Raw genomic sequence first — 17,227 nt, forward strand, 5'->3', positions numbered from 1 at the left:
GCGAGAATGCGTAATTCGGTTTTTCTCTCTGTCGCGGCACATTTTCTGGTCGTGGCGCTGGCGCTTGTGGCGTTCCCCTCTCCGGAGGAACTGCCTCTGGTGCAGACGCGCGCGTTGCCGGTCGAGCTTGTGACGATCGACGAGGTGACGAACCTGAAACGGTTGCAGAAAACCGAGAAGCCGAAACCCGTCGAAGAGCCGGAACCGCCGAAGCCCGTCGAACCGGAAAAGCCGAAGGCCGAGCCGAAGCCGCAGCCCGCGCCGGCACCACCGCCTCCGCCCGAGGAAAAGGTCGAACCTATTCCGGACAAGGAGGCTGAAAAAAAAGAGCCGCCGAAGCCGGTGGAAAAGAAAGTCGAAAAACCGAAGCCTCCGCAGAAGCAACCGGAGCCGAAAAAGGCTTTCGATCCGAACCAGATAGCCGCGTTGCTCGACAAGACGCCCGATACGTCGTCGAAACCGCAGCCGCAGGAACAGGCCGAGGAAGAATTCGATTCGCCGGTTACCGACGATCCGAGCGCCGCGCTGACGATGAGCGAAATCGATGCGTTCAAGGTGCAAATGCGGCGCTGCTGGAGCGTTCCGGCGGGCGCGCCCGATGCGGAACAGCTGATCGTCAAGATCAAGGTCTATCTCAACCAGGATGGATCGCTCGCCGCACCGCCGGAACTGCGGGACAAGACGAAGCTTGTCACGGGTGGAAGCTACTATAGGGCGGCCGCCGACTCTGCGATGCGTGCGATCCGGCTTTGCCAGCCTTTCAAGATGCCGGCAGAGAAATACACAAGTTGGCGTGAGATAGATCTCAATTTTGATCCAAGAGAAATGCTGGGCGGCTAGGCCCCACCTCCGGGAGAAGATGCAATGATGGATGTTCAGACGGTCCGGCGCGGAAACGCGGTTCAGAGTCTCATGTCGAAGCTCATCCTGCCATTGGTCATGGCGGTGGCTTTCGCTTTGCCGGCGCGGGCGGCACTGCAGATCGACATTACCCAGGGCAACGTCGATCCGTTGCCGATTGCCATCACCGATTTTGTCGGTGAAGGGTCTGTCGGCGCCGACATGTCGGCTGTCATAAGCAACAATCTGGAGCGCTCGGGACTCTTCCGGCCCTTGCCGAAAGCGTCTTTCATCGAAAAAGTTTCCGACATCAATGTCCAGCCGCGCTTCGGCGACTGGCGCGTCATCAATTCCCAGGCGCTGGTGACGGGGCAGACGCGAATGGAAGCCGATGGCCGTCTCCGCGTGGAGTTCAGGCTTTGGGATGTGCTCGGCGAGCAGCAGCTTACCGGTCTACAGTTTTTCACCACGCCCGATAACTGGCGCCGCGTCGCACATCTTATTTCCGATGCGATCTACAAGCGGCTCACGGGCGAGGATGGATATTTTGACACGCGTATTGTCTATGTATCCGAAACGGGACCTAAAAACGCGCGTGTGAAGCGCCTCACGATCATGGATCAGGATGGGCACAACCCGCGCATGCTGACGCGCGGCAACGAGCTTGTGCTGACCCCCCGCTTCAGCCCCAACTCCCAGGAAATCACCTATCTCGCCTACCGGAACAACCAGCCGCGAGTTTACGTCCTCGACATCGAGACGGGGCAGCAGGAAGTGGTAGGCGAATTTCCCGGCATGACCTTCGCGCCGCGTTTTTCGCCGGACGGACAGCGCATCATCATGAGCCTTCAACGCGGCGGGAATTCCGACATCTACACCATGGATCTCCGGAGCCGCCAGGTTGTGCGTCTCACCAATACGGCGGCCATCGACACGGCGCCGAGTTATTCGCCGGATGGCCGGCAGATTACCTTTGAATCGGACCGAGGCGGTTCGCAGCAGATTTACGTCATGGATGCGAGTGGCTCGAATCAGCGCCGTATCAGCTTCGGGCAGGGCAGCTATGCCACGCCCGTCTGGTCGCCGCGCGGCGATCTCATCGCCTTCACCAAGATAACAGGCGGCCGGTTCGTGATTGGCGTCATGCGGCCCGACGGTACCGGCGAACGCGTGCTGACGGATGGCTTCCACAATGAGGGGCCGACATGGGCTCCCAATGGCCGTGTTCTGATGTTTTTCCGTGAAACGCGGGGCGCACAGGGCGGGCCAAGCCTCTGGTCGGTCGATGTTACCGGATATAACGAGCGCCCGTCGCCAACGCCGACGTTTGCCTCGGACCCGGCCTGGTCGCCGCGGATACAGTAGAAACGGGGCCGGTTGCGCCTGAAGCCCGGTTTTTGCTTTGTCGCATGATGTAAAAATGTCACGTGACCTTGGTCGAAAAGTGCCGTGTTATCGTTGGTTCTTGTCTATTCTTCGGTGGTGTGGCTAATATCGTGTTGCGGTACAGCAACCCCCAGCGTCGGCCAATTGCGGGCGACGTGTTCCGGACCGGAACGAATTCGGGTTCGGGAAAGTTTTATGCATGGCACGCCTCCGGGGTAATCGGGAAGAGCCCGGTTTTACTGCGGGGGCCGCACGTGCGAGAGTGTCAAATCAATTGAGCGCTGAGGCGCCATGGCCGCTGAGATCAAAAGGAGATCACCCGAATGAAGTCCCCGAATGCTGGCCTGCGGTTCGCCGCTGTGGCTGCTGCTTTTCTGATGTTGGCCGCGTGCAGCTCGACCGATGATTCTGCCAACGCCAATCCGTCTTCGTCTTCTTCCGGCCAGATCACGCCTGGTTCGCAGGAAGACCTGGTTGCCAATGTTGGCGACCGCGTGTTCTTCGACACGGACCAGTCCTCGCTGAGCGACGAAGCCCGTGCGACCCTGCAGCGTCAGGCTGCATGGATGCAGCTCTACCCGAACCTCACCTTCACCGTCGAAGGTCATGCCGACGAGCGCGGCACCCGCGAGTACAACCTTGCGCTGGGTGGCCGTCGTGCCAACTCCGCGAAGGATTACCTCGTGAGCCTCGGCGTCGATGGCGGCCGTCTCAACACCGTGTCCTACGGCAAAGAGCGTCCGGTGTGCCTCGACTCGAACGAGAACTGCTGGGCCCAGAACCGTCGCGCTGTGACGGTCGTAGCGTCCGGCGCCGCGAGCTAAACCGTTCGTCAAGATCCGGTTTTGCGAAACAATGAAGCGCTCTTCCGCCTCGCGGAAGGGCGCTTTTTGTTCAATGACGACCGCTGTTTACGCGCCGTAATTTGGTCGTACTTGGACTTAAGATAGCGTCTCGATTTGAAATTCGAACGGGAGGTTCGATTGCGGCCTGATCGTCACTCATCAAAGTTCTTTTTTGCCGTCGCCGCGCTGGGCTTGCCTATTCTTATTGCCGGCTCCGCCATCGCGCAGTCGAGCGATACCGATCTGCGTTCCATCGGTAACAGGCTGGACCGCATCGAACGCGAGATTTCCGACATTCAGCGCCAGTCTTATGGCGGCGGCGGAACGGGCGCGCCTACGCCGATCGGCAGCGGCGCAAATGCAGCCGACCTGGAAACGCGCCTTACCCAGCTCGAAGATCAGGTACGCATGCTGACGGGACGTCTGGAAGAAGCCAGCCACCGTGCGGAGCAGGCGACGAAAGAGCTTCAGACCTTCAAGGCTGACGTGGAGCTTCGCTTCCAGGATCTGCAGGACGGTGGCGCAGCGTCTGTCGGCGCCGCGACGTCAGGCGGTGAGGATAAAACCACGCCAGCGTCCGAAAGCACGCTTGGCGCCCAGCCGAGCGGTCAGGCAAGCGGCGCCGGGGAAGCGGCGTCCGCTCAGTCCGTGTTGCCGAGCGGTACGCCGCAGACTCAATACGACTTTGCCATAGACTTGATGAAGCGGGGCCAGTACCCGCAAGCACGCACTGCCTTTCTGGAGTTCCTCCAGCTTCACCCCAAGCACGAGTTGGCGGGGAACGCGCAATACTGGCTTGGCGAAACCTATTATGCCGAGAACAACTACAAGCAGGCAGGCGATGCTTTTCTCAACGGCTATACAACCTATGCGTCGAGCAGCAAGGCACCGGACAGTCTTCTAAAGCTCGGCATGAGCCTCTCGGCTCTTGGCAACACCGACGCGGCCTGTACGGTATGGGGCGAGCTCGGCTCGCGCTTTCCCCAGGCTTCGCCGTCCATCGTGGCGCGTGCCAAGCTCGAGCGTCAAAAGGCGGGCTGCTGAGCCGCAGCCGCCAATCTAATCGGAGGGCAGGGACATGAGCGCGCAGGATAAAACCGCGCGGACAATGTCATCTCCCGTTTCGCCGGCTGAATTTTCCACCCGTCTTTCCGTTCTCAAGCCCTCGAAGAAAATCGCCATCGCCTTTTCAGGCGGTCCGGATTCGTTGGCGTTGCTCATTCTCGCTGCGGAGTGGGCGAAGAAACGCCGCGGGATTTCCCTTGTCGCGTTTACCGTCGATCACGGCCTTCGCGCCGCGTCGGCTGCCGAAGCAAAGGCCGCGGCCCGTCTTTCGGACGAGCTGGGCGTTCCCCATCGCACTCTAAAGTGGCGTGGCGTAAAGCCCGCCAAGGGTATTCAGGCAGCGGCCCGCGATGCGCGGTATGCCTTGTTGCTTGCCGCCTGCCGTTCCTTCGGAGCGGGTGATCTTCTGGTCGCGCATCATCTTGAAGATCAGGCAGAGACCTTCCTGCTGCGCCTGGCGCGCGGCAGCGGCGTCGACGGGCTCGCCGCCATGCCCCGGGCAAGACCGCTTTCCGACGAAGAGCCGGCAGTGCGGCTCCTCCGGCCACTTATCGACCTGCCCCGGTCGCGGCTCCTTGCGACCGTGGCGCGGGCGGGGCTCACCGCGATCCACGATCCCAGCAACGAAAATGAGCGATTCGATCGTGTAAAGGCGCGCAAGGCGCTCGCCCTTCTCGCTCCGCTGGGTCTCGATGCTGCCCGTCTTGCCCGCACGGCGGAGCATATGGCGCGCGCGCGTCTGGCGCTGGAGGATGAGACGGCGGCGCTGTTGCGCACTCACGCCGTTCTTTCGTCTTTCGGTCATGTGGAGATCAACATGGCTGCCTTCCTTGCCGCTCCTGCGGAGATCGGCCTGCGCGTTCTCGGCGCTCTCTGCCGCATTGTCGGCGGTGGCGGATACGGGCCGCGTATGGAGGGGCTGGAAGAGGTCTATCAGGCTGCGGGAACAGGAACTCTTGGAAAGGGCCGGACCCTTCATGGGGTGAAGCTTGCGGCCTCTCGCGGCTCTCTCGTCGCCACACGGGAATTGGAGGCGGCAAAGAAGTCGCCAGCGATCATTCTGAAAGCGGGAGAGGAAGGGCTTTGGGACCGCCGTTTCGACATTCGCTTGAAGAAGGCACCACGTGGGGCGGTTTATGAGGTTCGGGCGCTTGGGTCCAACGGGCTCGCCGCCTTGAAAGCGGCCGGCATTCCGCTTCCAAAGGGGCAGAGATCCATACTTTTGCCCCTGCCGGGGCTGTGGCGGGAGGGGCGTTTAGCCATCGCGCCCCATTTAGGGACACTCGACCCTGCGGTTCAAGCGGAAGCCAATTTCCATCAAGGTGGCTTCGCCGGACGGGGATAAACCTCAAAGCCAAGGAAAGCTGGGCAAGAATGCCTCTGTCTGCTTCTTCTTGGGCACTTGGTAAACCTTTCTATGGTCACTATGTTCTTCTAGATTAGAAACGGTCGAGAAGCGGGACTGGATGGCATATCCCCTGCAGAGCGATTGCCTGTCATCAGGTGAGAAAAGGTAGAGACCTTGTCCAATTTCAAGAATTTCGCAGTCTGGGTGCTGGGGGCGCTGTTGCTGATCGCCCTCTTCAATCTTTTCCAGAGCCCCGCGCCGCAGGATGGCGCTGGCACGGAGATTACCTTCTCGCGTCTCTTGTCCGACGTCGACGCCGGTAGCGTCAGCGATGTGACGATCCAGGGCGAGAAGATCACCGGTACCTATTCGGATGGACGCAAGTTCTCCACCTATGCGCCTTCGGATCCCTCGCTGGTCGATCGCCTCTACAACAAGGGTGTCGCGATCACAGCGAAACCTTCCGACGAGAACGTGCCCTCGTTGCTGGGCGTCCTCGTCTCGTGGTTTCCGATGCTGCTGCTCATCGCAGTGTGGATTTTCTTCATGCGCCAGATGCAGGGTGGCGGCGGCAAGGCCATGGGCTTCGGCAAGTCCAAGGCGAAGCTCCTCACCGAGCGTCATGGCCGCGTGATGTTCGACGATGTCGCGGGTATCGACGAAGCGAAGGACGATCTCACCGAGATCGTCGACTTCCTGCGCGATCCGGCCAAGTTCCAGCGCCTCGGCGGACGTATCCCGAAGGGCGTGCTGCTCGTCGGTCCTCCCGGCACGGGTAAGACGCTTCTTGCGCGCGCCATCGCGGGCGAGGCGAACGTACCCTTCTTCACGATTTCCGGCTCCGACTTCGTCGAGATGTTCGTGGGCGTCGGTGCATCTCGTGTACGCGACATGTTCGAGCAGGCGAAGAAGAATGCGCCCTGCATCATCTTCATCGACGAAATCGACGCCGTCGGCCGTCATCGCGGTGCCGGTCTCGGTGGCGGCAATGACGAGCGCGAGCAGACGCTGAACCAGTTGCTGGTCGAGATGGATGGTTTCGAGCCGAATGAGGGCATCATCCTCATCGCCGCGACCAACCGGCCGGACGTGCTCGATCCCGCGCTGCTGCGGCCGGGCCGCTTCGACCGTCAGGTCGTCGTGCCGAACCCGGATGTCGTCGGTCGCGAAAAGATCCTGAAGGTTCACATGAAAAAGGTGCCGCTGGCGCCGGATGTCGAGCCGCGTACGATTGCGCGCGGGACGCCGGGCTTCTCGGGTGCCGATCTCGCAAACCTCGTCAACGAGGCTGCGCTTATGGCTGCGCGCCGCGGCAAGCGCCTCGTCACCATGGCGGAGTTCGAGGACGCAAAAGACAAGGTCATGATGGGCGCGGAACGCCGCTCCATGGTCATGACGGAAGAAGAGAAGAAGCTGACCGCCTATCACGAAGGCGGCCACGCGCTCGTTGCGCTTCACATGCCGGCTTCCGATCCGATCCACAAGGCAACCATCATTCCGCGCGGCCGTGCGCTTGGTATGGTCATGCGCCTGCCGGAGCGGGACCAGATTTCGGTCACGCGCGAAAAGCTCCAGGCCGACCTCGCGGTCGCGATGGGCGGGCGTATCGCCGAAGAGCTGATCTTCGGTCACGGCAAGGTGACGTCCGGTGCCTCTTCCGACATTGCGATGGCGACGAAGATGGCGAAGGCGATGGTTACGCGCTGGGGCATGAGCGACAAGCTCGGGCCGCTTGCCTATGGCGAGAATGAGGAAGAAGTATTCCTCGGCCATTCCGTGGCCCGCCAGCAGAACATGTCGGAAGAAACGCAGCGCCTGATCGACTCCGAAGTCCGGGTGATCGTCGAAGGCGGCTACAACACCGCCAAGCAGGTCCTGACGGATCACATCGATGAGCTTCATACGATCGCGAAGGGTCTCCTCGAATATGAGACGCTTTCGGGCGACGAGATCATCAACCTGCTCAAGGGCGAGCCGCCGGTGCGCGATCGCGGCGAGCCGACGAAGCCGGTCGAAGGGCCGATTTCGGCAGTGCCGGTCACGGGCAACAAGCCGAGCGATGGCCCGCTGGGTGCGCCGCCTGCTCCTCAGGGGACATAACACTCTGCACGGCAGAACCGGTTCAAAGATAAAAGGGAGGCTTCGCAGCCTCCCTTTTCCTTTGTCCGGCGTCTCCCGATGCCGTCAGTGCTGCTTCTCCGGCAGCTTCAGAACAAGTCCGTCGAGCGTGTCGCTTAGCGTGATCTGGCAGGCGAGGCGGCTGTTCTCATTCACGTCCTCGGCGAATTCCAGCATGCTCTTTTCCAGGCCTTCTGCCGCCGGTCCCGTCTTCCCTATCCAATCCGGGTCGACATAGACATGGCAGGTAGCGCAGGCGGCTGCCCCGCCGCAGTCACCGTCGATGCCGGGCACGCCGTTCTTCACCGCGGCTTCCATCGCCGAGATGCCGGTATCGGCCTCCACCAGATATTCCCTGCCGTTCGCTTCTACATATTTAACGCGAGGCATATGTCGTTTCCTCAGGCATGCAGCCGCACGGGCATGCTCGCGTAGCCGCGAACAAAGTTGGAGCGGGTGCGCACGGGCTCGCTCGTGACTTCGATGCGGCTGAAGCGCTTCAGGATTTCCTCCCAGAGAATCTTCAGCTGCATTTCAGCAAGGCGATTGCCGACGCAGCGGTGGACGCCGAAGCCGAAGGAGAGATGCTGGCGCGGACGTTCGCGGTCGATAATGAAATCGTCGGGCTGGATAATTACATCCTTATCGCGGTTACCGGAGACGTACCACATCACCACCTTGTCGCCCTTGCGAATGGTCTTGCCGCCGACTTCGGCGTCGGCAAGGGCGGTGCGGCGCATATGCGCGAGCGGCGTCTGCCAGCGAATGGTCTCCGACACCATGCTGTCGATAAGACCGTGGTTGGCTTTCAGCTTTGCGAATTCCGCCGGGTTCTGGTGCAGTGCGAGGACGCCGCCCGTCATGGAATTGCGCGTCGTGTCGTTGCCGCCGACGATGAGCAGCAGCACATTGCCCAGGTAATTCTGCGGGGTCATGTCGTGAGTGGCGGGGGAATGGGCCATCATGGAAACCAGGTCCATGCCCGGCTTCTCCATGCGCTCGTTCCAGAGTCCCTGGAAGCATTCGGCGCATTCCATGATCTCGCTCGTGCGCTGCTCCCAGCTGTCGACGATGCCGCTGCCGGGTTCGGCGGTCGCGACATCCGACCAGCGGGTGAGTTTTGAGCGTTCCTCGAAAGGAAAATCGAACAAGGTTGCGAGCATTTGCGTCGTCAGTTCGATGGAAACGGCCGGCACCCAGTCGAATTCCTCGCCGACAGGCAAGCCATCAAGTACCCGGCCAACGCGTTCGCGGATCGTCCCTTCCAGGTTTGCAAGGTTTGCCGGCGCGACGATGGGGCTCACGGCTTTCCGCTGCCCGTCATGCTTCGGCGGGTCCATGGCGATGAAGTTCGGCAGGTCAATCGACCCTTCGCCGCTGCTTTTCTGGATGCCGTCCTCAATGATGATGCCGCCAAGTCCGGCTTCGGACGAAAACACCTGGTGGTTCGTGTCGACCGCCATGATGTCCTTGTATTTGGTGATGGACCAATAGGGGCCATAGGCGCTGTCGGCGCAAAAGTGCACCGGGTCTTCCCGCCTCAACCGCGCGAAATAGGCGCCTTCTGCGTTGCGTTCAAAAAGCTCCGGTTTGCTCACGTCGATCTGGTCGAGGGATAGCGCATAGGGATCGTCGATCCCGGCCGGCGCAGCGGCGGAAGCAGTAGCGGTCATGGCGGTTCCTCCCGGCAGTGAATTCGATGTCTCTCCGTCCTCACTATTGAGTATATTATCAATAGCTATTAAGTGAAGAGTCAATATGGGTAGAAAAAACCCATCTTCGGCTCCCTTGGACCGCCCTCTCTGTCTATAATGCGGCGCGGAAATCCGCCGATTCCTGAATGGAGAGATATGTGACAAGAGCCGCCGCAATGCCCCGGACAAGGCTTCAGCCGGAAGCCCGCCGGGCCCAGCTCCTGCAGTGCGCTCTCGGGGCGCTGGCAGAGCATGGCGTCGCGCGGGCAACCCATTCCCATGTGGCGGAACGGGCGGGGGTCTCCGTTTCCGCCGTTCATTCCTATTTCCGTACGCGCGAAGATCTCGTTTCCGCGGTCCTCGACGAGGTCGAGGCTTATCTCGTCGATATCGTCTCCACCTCGCTCGGCGGCCCGAAAACCGTTCACGACGCGCTGGTAATGCTTCCCGTTCGCTTTGCCGACGATGCGCGCGAGAAGCCGGATATGCTCAAGGTTTGGCTCGACTGGAGCACGGGCGTCCGGGAGGATGTCTGGCCGCGCTACATGGAGGTGCTTGAAAACCTGCACGGCATTGCGCAGAAGGTCTTTGCCCGCGGTAAGCGAGAGGGCCTTCTCCCGGAGACGCTCAATGCGCGCGCGGCTGCCCGCATTTATCTCGGCGGCGGCCATACCGTGGCGCTGATGCAGTTCGCGGGCGCAAGCCGGCGCGAACTCGATGCCCTGATCGAACAGCTTGTGCGAGGCGTCATGGGCGTGGGTCCGGATGTCGTCCTCCCCTCGGATTTCTAGGTCTCCGCCTCGCCGCGTTGCGGAGCCTGTGCTAGAAACCACGCATGTTCCAACGCCCGCGCATCTTCGGCATCGTCAACATCACACCGGATTCCTTTTCGGATGGCGGGAAGTATTTCGCTGCCGATGCGGCCATTGAGCATGCACGAAACCTGGCCTCGAACGGTGCCGATGTCATCGATCTTGGCCCCGCTTCGTCCAATCCGGATGCGGTTCCCGTGCCCCCGGCGGAAGAAATCCGCCGCCTCGGCCCTGTGATCGAGGCACTTGCCGGGGACGGTATTCCCCTCTCGGTCGACAGCTTCCATGTCGAAACACAGGCCTTCGCCCTCGCGCATGGTGCAGCCTATCTCAACGATATTCAGGGCTTCGCAGAGCCCGCCGACTATCCGGCGCTCGCGGCCACCGACGCCCGTCTCGTTCTCATGCATTCGATCCAGGGGCGCGGCAATGCCGATCGGCGTTCCGCGCCTGAAGGCGATATTCTAGACCATATCGGACGTTTCTTCGAAGCCCGGCTGGCGGCGCTGGAGCAGGCCGGCATCGCCCGGGCGCGCGTCATTCTCGATCCAGGCATGGGTTTTTTTGTCGGGCCGCGGCCCGAGACGTCTTTTTCGATTCTGGCCCGGCTAGGTGAGCTGAAGGAACGGTTCGGCCTGCCGGTCTTCATATCCGTATCGCGCAAATCCTTCCTTCGCGCCGTTACCGGCCGTGCGCCGGGCGAGGCCGGTGCCGCCACGCTGGCGGCCGAGCTCATGGCCGCCCTGAACGGCGCCGATTTCATCCGGACCCACGAGCCCGCACCGCTTCTGGACGCGTTTTCGGTCGCCGCCTGTGTCGAGGCGGGACGCTCCCAGGGCCAATGAAAGATTTGGCAAGAAAACTTTAACTGCAACAGGCGCATAGAATCCTATATTCGCCACATATCGTTTGGATAAGAGTGTCGTTAGGGGGCGTGCCGGGGCCGTGGGGGCAGTTGGCAGGTCAGCGTGAGACACAGACCAAGACAGGGCGCGAGGACCGTTCACTTCATGCCGCGTAAATATTTCGGCACCGATGGCATCCGGGGCACTGCCAATACCGGACACATGACCGCGGAAACCGCGCTGCGTGTCGGCATGGCCGCCGGTCGCGTATTCCGCCGCGGCGAGCATCGTCACCGCGTGGTGATCGGCAAGGACACGCGCCTGTCGGGCTATATGCTCGAGCCCGCGCTTACCGCCGGCTTCACCTCAATGGGAATGGATGTTTTCCTGTTCGGCCCGTTGCCGACGCCCGCCGTCGCCATGCTGACGCGTTCGCTTCGCGCCGATCTCGGCGTCATGATTTCAGCCTCGCATAATTCGTTCGAGGATAACGGCATCAAGCTTTTCGGCCCGGACGGCTTCAAGCTTTCCGATGAAGTCGAGCTTGCCATCGAACATCACATGGACAACGGCCTTGCGGACAATCTCGCCGGCTCGCGCGGTCTCGGCCGTGCGAAGCGTATCGAGGATGCGCAGGCGCGCTACATCGAACATGTGAAGCACACCTTTCCGAAACAGCAGACGCTCGAAGGTTTGCGCATCGTCATTGATTGCGCCAATGGCGCCGCATACAAGGTCGCGCCTGAAGTGCTCTGGGAGCTGGGCGCAGAGGTCGTCACCGTCGGCACCGAGCCCAACGGGTTTAACATCAATGAAGATTGCGGCTCCACCGCGCCGGAACGCATGTGCGCGGCTGTGCTGGAGCGTCGCGCCGATATCGGCATTGCGCTTGATGGCGACGCCGATCGCGTCATCATCGCCGATGAGCGCGGCAAGGTTATCGACGGCGACCAGATCATGGGCCTCGTCGCCCGCCACTGGAAAGAGATGGGCACGCTCTCCGCGCCCGGTATCGTCGCCACCGTCATGTCCAATCTGGGTCTTGAGCGCTATCTCGGGTCGCTCGGCCTCGATCTCGTGCGCACGCAAGTCGGCGACCGCTACGTCGTCGAGCATATGCGAGAGCATGGCTATAATGTCGGCGGCGAACAGTCCGGCCATATTGTGCTGAAGGATTTTTCCACCACGGGCGATGGTCTTATCGCCGCGCTGCAGGTGCTGGCGGTATTGAAGGCCGGAGACAAGCCGGTCAGCGAGATCTGCCACCTTTTCGACCCCTTGCCCCAGCTTCTCAAGAATATCCGCTTCAAGCGCGGTGAGCCGCTGAAGGACAAGGACGTGCAAGAGGCAATCCGCGAGGGCGAATCCCGGCTCGGCAAGACGGGGCGCCTCGTCATCCGCAAATCCGGCACGGAGCCTCTGATCCGCGTGATGGGCGAGGGGGACGACGAAAAACTCGTCACCTCCGTCGTCAACGACATCGCCGCCGTGATCGAGCATAATGCGGCCTGATTTTCGGCCGCACCAGCTCGGGTTCATTGCATGATTTCTCTTCCTCAGGGCCGCGTATTGATCGTGGCGGGTTCCGATTCAGGCGGCGGCGCAGGCATCCAGGCCGACATCAAAAGCGTCTCCGCCATGGGCGGCTTTGCCATGACCGCCGTCACTGCGATCACGGTTCAGAATACACTCGGCGTTCACGGCATTCATGAAGTGCCGGTGGATGTTGTCGTAGCGCAGATGAAAGCGGTGATGGAGGATATCGGCGCCGACGCCGTGAAGACCGGTATGTTGCACAGCGCGGAAATCGTCGAAGCCGTTGCCGCACAGCTCTCCGAGGAAAACGCGCCGGGCTTTCTCGTCGTCGATCCCGTCATGATCGCGAAAGGCGGCGCCGCGCTTCTTGAAGGGTCGGCTGTTGCGGCGCTCAAGGAAGTGCTGATCCCGCTCGCCACGCTCATAACGCCCAATGTGCCGGAAGCCGAAGTTCTCACCGGTCGCAGCATCACCGATCTTGCAAGCCAGAAGGCGGCGGCGGATGCGCTTCTCGGTCTCGGCTGCGATGCCGTGCTGCTCAAAGGCGGGCATCTTTCCGGCGACACATTGTTCGACGTACTGGCGACGCAGGAAACGGTCCACACCTTCTCCTCGCCCCGCATAGACACGCGGCACACGCATGGCACGGGCTGCGCTCTTGCTTCGGCGATCGCTGCGCTTCTGGCCCAGGGCGTGGAGCTGACGGCGGCGGTCGAGGCTGCGCGCGACTACATTCACGAAGCCATCCGCACCGCACCGGGCTTCGGCAAAGGGCACGGCCCGTTGAATTTTCTCGCGGCTATGGATGACGCCGTCGCGATTGACGAAGACGATGAGCCGGTCTCACGCCACTAGCGACGAAGAAATCGGCCCCGCGTCAAGCAGTTCACTCACGATGCCAAGCCCGGCCGCCAGTTCCTCTCTCGATTGCGGCTGGCCAATGGCGAGCCGTACATGACGCGAGGCGCGGTCGGTGCGGCCCACCATGAAATCCTCTCCGGCGGCGATGGCGACGCCGCGCGCCCGCGCCGCTTCCACGAAGACATGTGCGTGCCATGTATCCGGCAGGGCCATCCAAACGTAAAGTGAAGCTGGATGCGCGGCGAGTTTCCGTCCCTTCAGTGCAGCGGCGGCGATTTCGTGCCGCGCGCACATTTCCTCCCGCAGTTTTCCGGTCAGCATTGTCCCGTCGCCATTTTCCATCAGGCGTGTGGCAAGCCGCGCCATCAGCGGCGGCACTGTCTGGCCGAATGCATGGTTGATCGCTCGCGTGCGCTCGAGCATGGCGGCGGGCGGCTTCAGAAAACCGACACGCAGCCCGCAGCCGACCGACTTCGCGAGGCTCGTCACGTAATAGGTCTGCTCCGGCAGGATATGCGCGATGGGAACGGGACGTTCCGGCGCCAGGGCGCCGTAAACATCGTCCTCGATAATCGCGAATTCATGGCGCCGTGCGATTTCCGCGATCTCGCGCCGTCTTTCTTCGCTCATGATCGCGCTGGTAGGGTTCTGCAACGTAGGAACGATGAAGAGCGCCGCCGGTCTCGTTTCGCTTGCCGCGCGGGAGAGCGCGCCGGGTTCAATTCCTTCGCCGTCAATATCCACGGGCGATACGCGCCGCCCCAGCAGCGTCGCCTGGACCACCATGGCTTGATAGGTGAGTGCTTCCGTCAGAATGGTGTCGCCGGGTTCGGTTGCCGAAAGTATCGCGGCGAGAATGCCCTGTTGCGCACCCGAGCAGATAATCAGTTCGTCCGCCTGCGGTTTGTAATCTCCATGCGCAAGCCATGCCGCCGCTGCCTCTCTCTGCCGTGCATCGCCGCCGGGTGTCAGGTAGCTGTTGAAAAGGGAGGGCGCATCCTGAGGCTGCGGTTCGGCCAACAGCTCTGTCATGACCGCGCGGATGACTTCCGTCTGGCCGGCGGGCGGGGCGTAGGCTGCTTTCATCGCGGCCTGGGTCGTATCCGGGATCGTCAGAAACGCCGCCGAGCCGACGCCTGATGACGCGGCCTTCCCGGTCGGTGCTCCCAGCACAAAGGTGCCGCGTCCGACCTCGCCGGATACTTCGCCTCGGCTTGCCGCCAGTGCATAGGCGCGCGAGACCGTGCCGACCGTCACGCCGAGTTCATAGGCGAGGTCGCGTAGCGGCGGCAGCTTGGTGCCGGGAAGCAGCGTCCCCATCTTGATCGCATCGCGAAGCGCATCCGCGATGGCGCGGTAGCGGGGACCGGGGCGGGCTTCTATGCCGGCGGCATGAAATGGGGAAATTGTCATGGTAACAATAAACTCATTGAACCTGTACGTGCATTCAATCATCTTCCTTTGATGGTGACAATATCCATATTTCGGCCATTTCTCGACCGGAACATGCTTATTGTATCGATACAATTCTGGAGCGGGAAATGAAGGCGGTTCTATATCAGGTCGATGCATTCGCGGATCGCGTTTTCGAGGGCAATCCTGCGGCGGTCGTGCCGCTCGATACCTGGCCTGCGGATGATGTGATGCAGGCGATCGCTGCCGAGAACAATCTCGCTGAGACGGCCTTCTTCGCGTCCGAAGGGGAGGGCTATCGCCTGCGCTGGTTCACGCCCACTGTCGAAGTCGATCTTTGCGGCCATGCGACGCTCGCCTCCGCCCATGTCCTTTTCACGCATCTCGGCTATGCGAAACCCGAGATCCGCTTCGAGACGCGGAGCGGCACGCTCGTCGTGAAGCGTGAGGGCGACAGGCTTGCGATGGATTTCCCCGCTGCGAAGCCGAAGCCCTTGCCCGCGCCGAACGGCATTGCCGAGGTGCTCGGTGCAAAGCCGCTTCTGTGGCTGAAGACGTCGAACCTCATGGCCGTCTTCGACAGTGCTGACGACGTCGCCGCACTGAAGCCTGACTTTCCCGCGCTCGGCCGCCTGCTCACGCCGCTCAATGCCGGGCTCATCGCGACGGCGCCGGGAAGCGACGGCGTCGATTTCGTCTCGCGCTTCTTCGCCCCGTCGCACGGGATCGACGAGGACCCGGTCACGGGTTCGGCGCATTGCACCAGCGTTCCCTATTGGGCAAGGAAGCTCGGCAAGAAGGACCTCGTTGCGCGGCAGGTATCGAAACGCGGCGGCACGCTTTGGTGCAGCGATGCGGGTGAGCGCGTCGTCATTCGCGGACGCTGTGCCGACTATATGAAGGCAGAAATTTCCATCTGATCTCTTCTTCCCTTTCGGGTTGCAATCATGCCAATCGAAACGCTGCTGCTCGGTGCCGTCTTCGTCGCCACAATGAGTTTCACGCCCGGTCCCGCCAATTTGAGTCTGCTTTCAGTTGGCGCATCGCTCGGCCTGTCGCGCGCGCTGCCTTATCTTTTCGGCGTTTGGCTCGGCGGTCTTTTCGTCATCACGGCAGGGGCGCTTGGTCTCGGCGCGCTGCTTATGACGCTGCCGGAGGTGTTTTTCGCGCTGAAGCTCATGGGCTTTGCCTATATCTGCTGGCTTGCATGGCGCCTTGCGCGCGCGGGTTTCGGGGGGCCTTCGCATGAGGTTGCGCCGTCCTTCTGGGCGGGCGTCGCTCTTCATCCGGTCAATCCCAAGGCTTATGTGCAGACGGTCATGGTCTTCACCGCTTTCATCGTGCCGGACATTTCATATGCGCCGCAGGCATTGGCACTTGTGGCGGTCAGCATGGTCTTGATGATGATGGCGACATCGCTTTGGGGCATGGGCGGCAATGCGATCCGGCTTTTCGTGCGCGACCAGCGGGTCATGCGCGGCATCGCCATTGCGGCATCGGCTTTCATGGTGGTCAGCGTCGCTGCTGCGCTCGCCGTCTAGTCTGCATCGCGTTTCCATTCGCTGAGCGCAATGCCCGCAAGAATCAGAGCGAGGCCGATGATGACGGTGAACCTCAACTCCTCGCTGAAAAGAGCATAACCGGCCACCGCCGCGAATACCGGCACCAGATAATTCGTGAGCGAAACAAAAGTGGGGCCGGTCCGGTCGATCAGCTTGAAAAAGACGACAGCCGCCATGCCGGTCGCGAAGACGCCAAGGCCGGCCAGTCCGAGCAGCGATGCTGTGCTCGCCTCCAGCAATTCGGCAGGTGGCGTCATCACGGCCGAAACGGCACTGCCCATGACGGCGCCTGCCAGCATCACGCCCGACGATTTCGCGAGCAGCGGCATGTCGGGCGCGAGCCGCGCGAGTACGTTGTTGCAGGCGAAGAAGACCGCCCCCGTCAGGACCGCCAGTTGCGCCAGAAGCGTTTCGCCTAGGTTGAAATCCATCAAGGCGCCGGGGCCGATCACGATGACGAGCCCGGCAAAGCCGGTGACGAAGCCGATGAGCCGTAGTGGCGTGATGCGCTCGTCGGGGAGAAAAAACCTGGCGATCAGAAGTGTCGCGAGCGGCGTGAAGCCGATAAGGATTCCAGCGAGCGCCGAGGAGATATGCTGTTGGCCCCAGCTTATCGCGAAGAAGGGCGCGATGTTGCCGACCAGCGCCAGCGCGGCGAGCCAGCCCCAGTTTCGCGGGTTTCTCGGAAAGTGCTCCCGCGCCAGGGCGGCCACCGGCAGCAGAAGCAAGGCCGCCGCCGCAAGCCGTCCGGCCATGGTCCATTCGGGTGCGATGGTTTCGACCGCGATCTTGGCGAAGGCGAAGGCCGAGCCCCACAGGACGACGAGGGCGGCCAGCATCAGCCAGTTTGTGGTTTTTCGAGAGTGCAAGGGCGATTCCCCGGTTGCGCGCGGGCGGAGCGT

At 61.8% G+C, this 17,227-nt stretch carries 16 protein-coding genes; 12 read left to right on the plus strand and 4 right to left on the minus strand.

Annotation, left to right across the window (positions count from 1 at the left end; translation table 11 throughout):
- The first annotated feature begins 6 nt into the window (after positions 1-6).
- The 6 genes from PLAV_RS10735 to ftsH all read left to right on the plus strand — a co-directional run bounded on the left by PLAV_RS10735 (position 7) and on the right by ftsH (position 7,584).
- A complete protein-coding gene (locus PLAV_RS10735; RefSeq protein WP_012111039.1) occupies positions 7-840 on the plus strand; it encodes a hypothetical protein in 834 nt (277 codons plus the stop codon).
- Between the two features lie 72 nt (positions 841-912).
- On the plus strand, positions 913-2,205 hold the full coding sequence (tolB, locus tag PLAV_RS10740; RefSeq protein ID WP_041536626.1) for a Tol-Pal system beta propeller repeat protein TolB: 1,293 nt from the start codon (positions 913-915) through the stop codon (positions 2,203-2,205).
- Between the two features lie 344 nt (positions 2,206-2,549).
- Entirely contained in the window at positions 2,550-3,050 is a 501-nt protein-coding gene (gene pal / locus PLAV_RS10745) for a peptidoglycan-associated lipoprotein Pal (protein WP_012111041.1), read from the plus strand.
- A gap of 159 nt (positions 3,051-3,209) precedes the next feature.
- Positions 3,210-4,115, plus strand: coding sequence for a tol-pal system protein YbgF (ybgF, locus tag PLAV_RS18970; RefSeq protein ID WP_012111042.1), 906 nt, complete (start codon positions 3,210-3,212; stop codon positions 4,113-4,115).
- Positions 4,116-4,149: 34 nt separating this feature from the next.
- Entirely contained in the window at positions 4,150-5,481 is a 1,332-nt protein-coding gene (gene tilS, locus PLAV_RS10755; protein WP_012111043.1) for a tRNA lysidine(34) synthetase TilS, read from the plus strand.
- Positions 5,482-5,658: 177 nt separating this feature from the next.
- The gene (gene ftsH / locus PLAV_RS10760) at positions 5,659-7,584 is read left to right on the plus strand and encodes an ATP-dependent zinc metalloprotease FtsH (protein ID WP_012111044.1); all 1,926 of its coding nucleotides are present in this window, start codon (positions 5,659-5,661) and stop codon (positions 7,582-7,584) included.
- Between the two features lie 84 nt (positions 7,585-7,668).
- On the opposite strand, the gene PLAV_RS10765 is transcribed toward ftsH, so the two are convergent.
- Positions 7,669-7,992 (minus strand): 2Fe-2S iron-sulfur cluster-binding protein, encoded by a 324-nt coding sequence (locus PLAV_RS10765; RefSeq protein ID WP_012111045.1) that lies wholly within the window; start codon positions 7,990-7,992, stop codon positions 7,669-7,671.
- Positions 7,993-8,003: 11 nt separating this feature from the next.
- Positions 8,004-9,275, minus strand: a complete 1,272-nt coding sequence (locus PLAV_RS10770; RefSeq protein WP_012111046.1) for a cytochrome P450 — start codon at positions 9,273-9,275, stop codon at positions 8,004-8,006.
- Between the two features lie 197 nt (positions 9,276-9,472).
- Here PLAV_RS10770 and PLAV_RS18975 point away from each other — a divergent pair, with 197 nt between their 5' ends.
- The 4 genes from PLAV_RS18975 (at position 9,473) to thiD (ending at position 13,344) form a co-directional block, all read left to right on the plus strand.
- Complete coding sequence (locus tag PLAV_RS18975) at positions 9,473-10,087, plus strand: TetR/AcrR family transcriptional regulator (RefSeq protein ID WP_049767766.1); 615 nt, start codon at positions 9,473-9,475, stop codon at positions 10,085-10,087.
- A gap of 44 nt (positions 10,088-10,131) precedes the next feature.
- Entirely contained in the window at positions 10,132-10,953 is an 822-nt protein-coding gene (folP, locus tag PLAV_RS10780; protein ID WP_012111048.1) for a dihydropteroate synthase, read from the plus strand.
- A 165-nt stretch (positions 10,954-11,118) separates the two neighbouring features.
- Positions 11,119-12,465, plus strand: coding sequence for a phosphoglucosamine mutase (gene glmM / locus PLAV_RS10785; protein WP_012111049.1), 1,347 nt, complete (start codon positions 11,119-11,121; stop codon positions 12,463-12,465).
- A gap of 30 nt (positions 12,466-12,495) precedes the next feature.
- Complete coding sequence (gene thiD, locus PLAV_RS10790; RefSeq protein WP_012111050.1) at positions 12,496-13,344, plus strand: bifunctional hydroxymethylpyrimidine kinase/phosphomethylpyrimidine kinase; 849 nt, start codon at positions 12,496-12,498, stop codon at positions 13,342-13,344.
- Here the strand turns inward: thiD and PLAV_RS10795 are convergent.
- Positions 13,333-14,763: an aminotransferase-like domain-containing protein gene (locus PLAV_RS10795; RefSeq protein WP_012111051.1), complete on the minus strand. Its 1,431-nt coding sequence runs from the start codon at positions 14,761-14,763 to the stop codon at positions 13,333-13,335. The genes thiD and PLAV_RS10795 overlap by 12 nt on opposite strands.
- A 128-nt stretch (positions 14,764-14,891) precedes the next feature.
- On the opposite strand from PLAV_RS10795, the gene PLAV_RS10800 reads away from it, so the two are divergent.
- Both PLAV_RS10800 and PLAV_RS10805 read left to right on the plus strand, forming a co-directional pair.
- Entirely contained in the window at positions 14,892-15,683 is a 792-nt protein-coding gene (locus tag PLAV_RS10800; RefSeq protein ID WP_012111052.1) for a PhzF family phenazine biosynthesis protein, read from the plus strand.
- Positions 15,684-15,710: 27 nt separating this feature from the next.
- The gene (locus PLAV_RS10805; RefSeq protein ID WP_012111053.1) at positions 15,711-16,304 is read left to right on the plus strand and encodes a LysE family translocator; all 594 of its coding nucleotides are present in this window, start codon (positions 15,711-15,713) and stop codon (positions 16,302-16,304) included.
- On the opposite strand, the gene PLAV_RS10810 is transcribed toward PLAV_RS10805, so the two are convergent.
- On the minus strand, positions 16,301-17,194 hold the full coding sequence (locus PLAV_RS10810) for a DMT family transporter (RefSeq protein ID WP_012111055.1): 894 nt from the start codon (positions 17,192-17,194) through the stop codon (positions 16,301-16,303). The genes PLAV_RS10805 and PLAV_RS10810 overlap by 4 nt on opposite strands.
- Between the last annotated feature and the right edge of the window lie 33 nt (positions 17,195-17,227).

This window comes from Parvibaculum lavamentivorans DS-1 (assembly GCF_000017565.1).
Lineage (GTDB): Bacteria > Pseudomonadota > Alphaproteobacteria > Parvibaculales > Parvibaculaceae > Parvibaculum > Parvibaculum lavamentivorans.

Bases quoted from the DNA above. Each gene is read 5' to 3' on its own strand.
- PLAV_RS10735 (WP_012111039.1), top strand. From the start codon at position 7: ATGCGTAATTCGGTTTTTCTCTCTGTCGCGGCACATTTTCTGGTCGTG.
- tolB (WP_041536626.1), top strand. From the start codon at position 913: ATGTCGAAGCTCATCCTGCCATTGGTCATGGCGGTGGCTTTCGCTTTG.
- pal (WP_012111041.1), top strand. From the start codon at position 2,550: ATGAAGTCCCCGAATGCTGGCCTGCGGTTCGCCGCTGTGGCTGCTGCT.
- tilS (WP_012111043.1), top strand. From the start codon at position 4,150: ATGAGCGCGCAGGATAAAACCGCGCGGACAATGTCATCTCCCGTTTCG.
- PLAV_RS10765 (WP_012111045.1), bottom strand. From the start codon at position 7,992: ATGCCTCGCGTTAAATATGTAGAAGCGAACGGCAGGGAATATCTGGTG.
- PLAV_RS10770 (WP_012111046.1), bottom strand. From the start codon at position 9,275: ATGACCGCTACTGCTTCCGCCGCTGCGCCGGCCGGGATCGACGATCCC.
- PLAV_RS18975 (WP_049767766.1), top strand. From the start codon at position 9,473: ATGCCCCGGACAAGGCTTCAGCCGGAAGCCCGCCGGGCCCAGCTCCTG.
- folP (WP_012111048.1), top strand. From the start codon at position 10,132: ATGTTCCAACGCCCGCGCATCTTCGGCATCGTCAACATCACACCGGAT.
- glmM (WP_012111049.1), top strand. From the start codon at position 11,119: ATGCCGCGTAAATATTTCGGCACCGATGGCATCCGGGGCACTGCCAAT.
- thiD (WP_012111050.1), top strand. From the start codon at position 12,496: ATGATTTCTCTTCCTCAGGGCCGCGTATTGATCGTGGCGGGTTCCGAT.
- PLAV_RS10795 (WP_012111051.1), bottom strand. From the start codon at position 14,763: ATGACAATTTCCCCATTTCATGCCGCCGGCATAGAAGCCCGCCCCGGT.
- PLAV_RS10800 (WP_012111052.1), top strand. From the start codon at position 14,892: ATGAAGGCGGTTCTATATCAGGTCGATGCATTCGCGGATCGCGTTTTC.
- PLAV_RS10805 (WP_012111053.1), top strand. From the start codon at position 15,711: ATGCCAATCGAAACGCTGCTGCTCGGTGCCGTCTTCGTCGCCACAATG.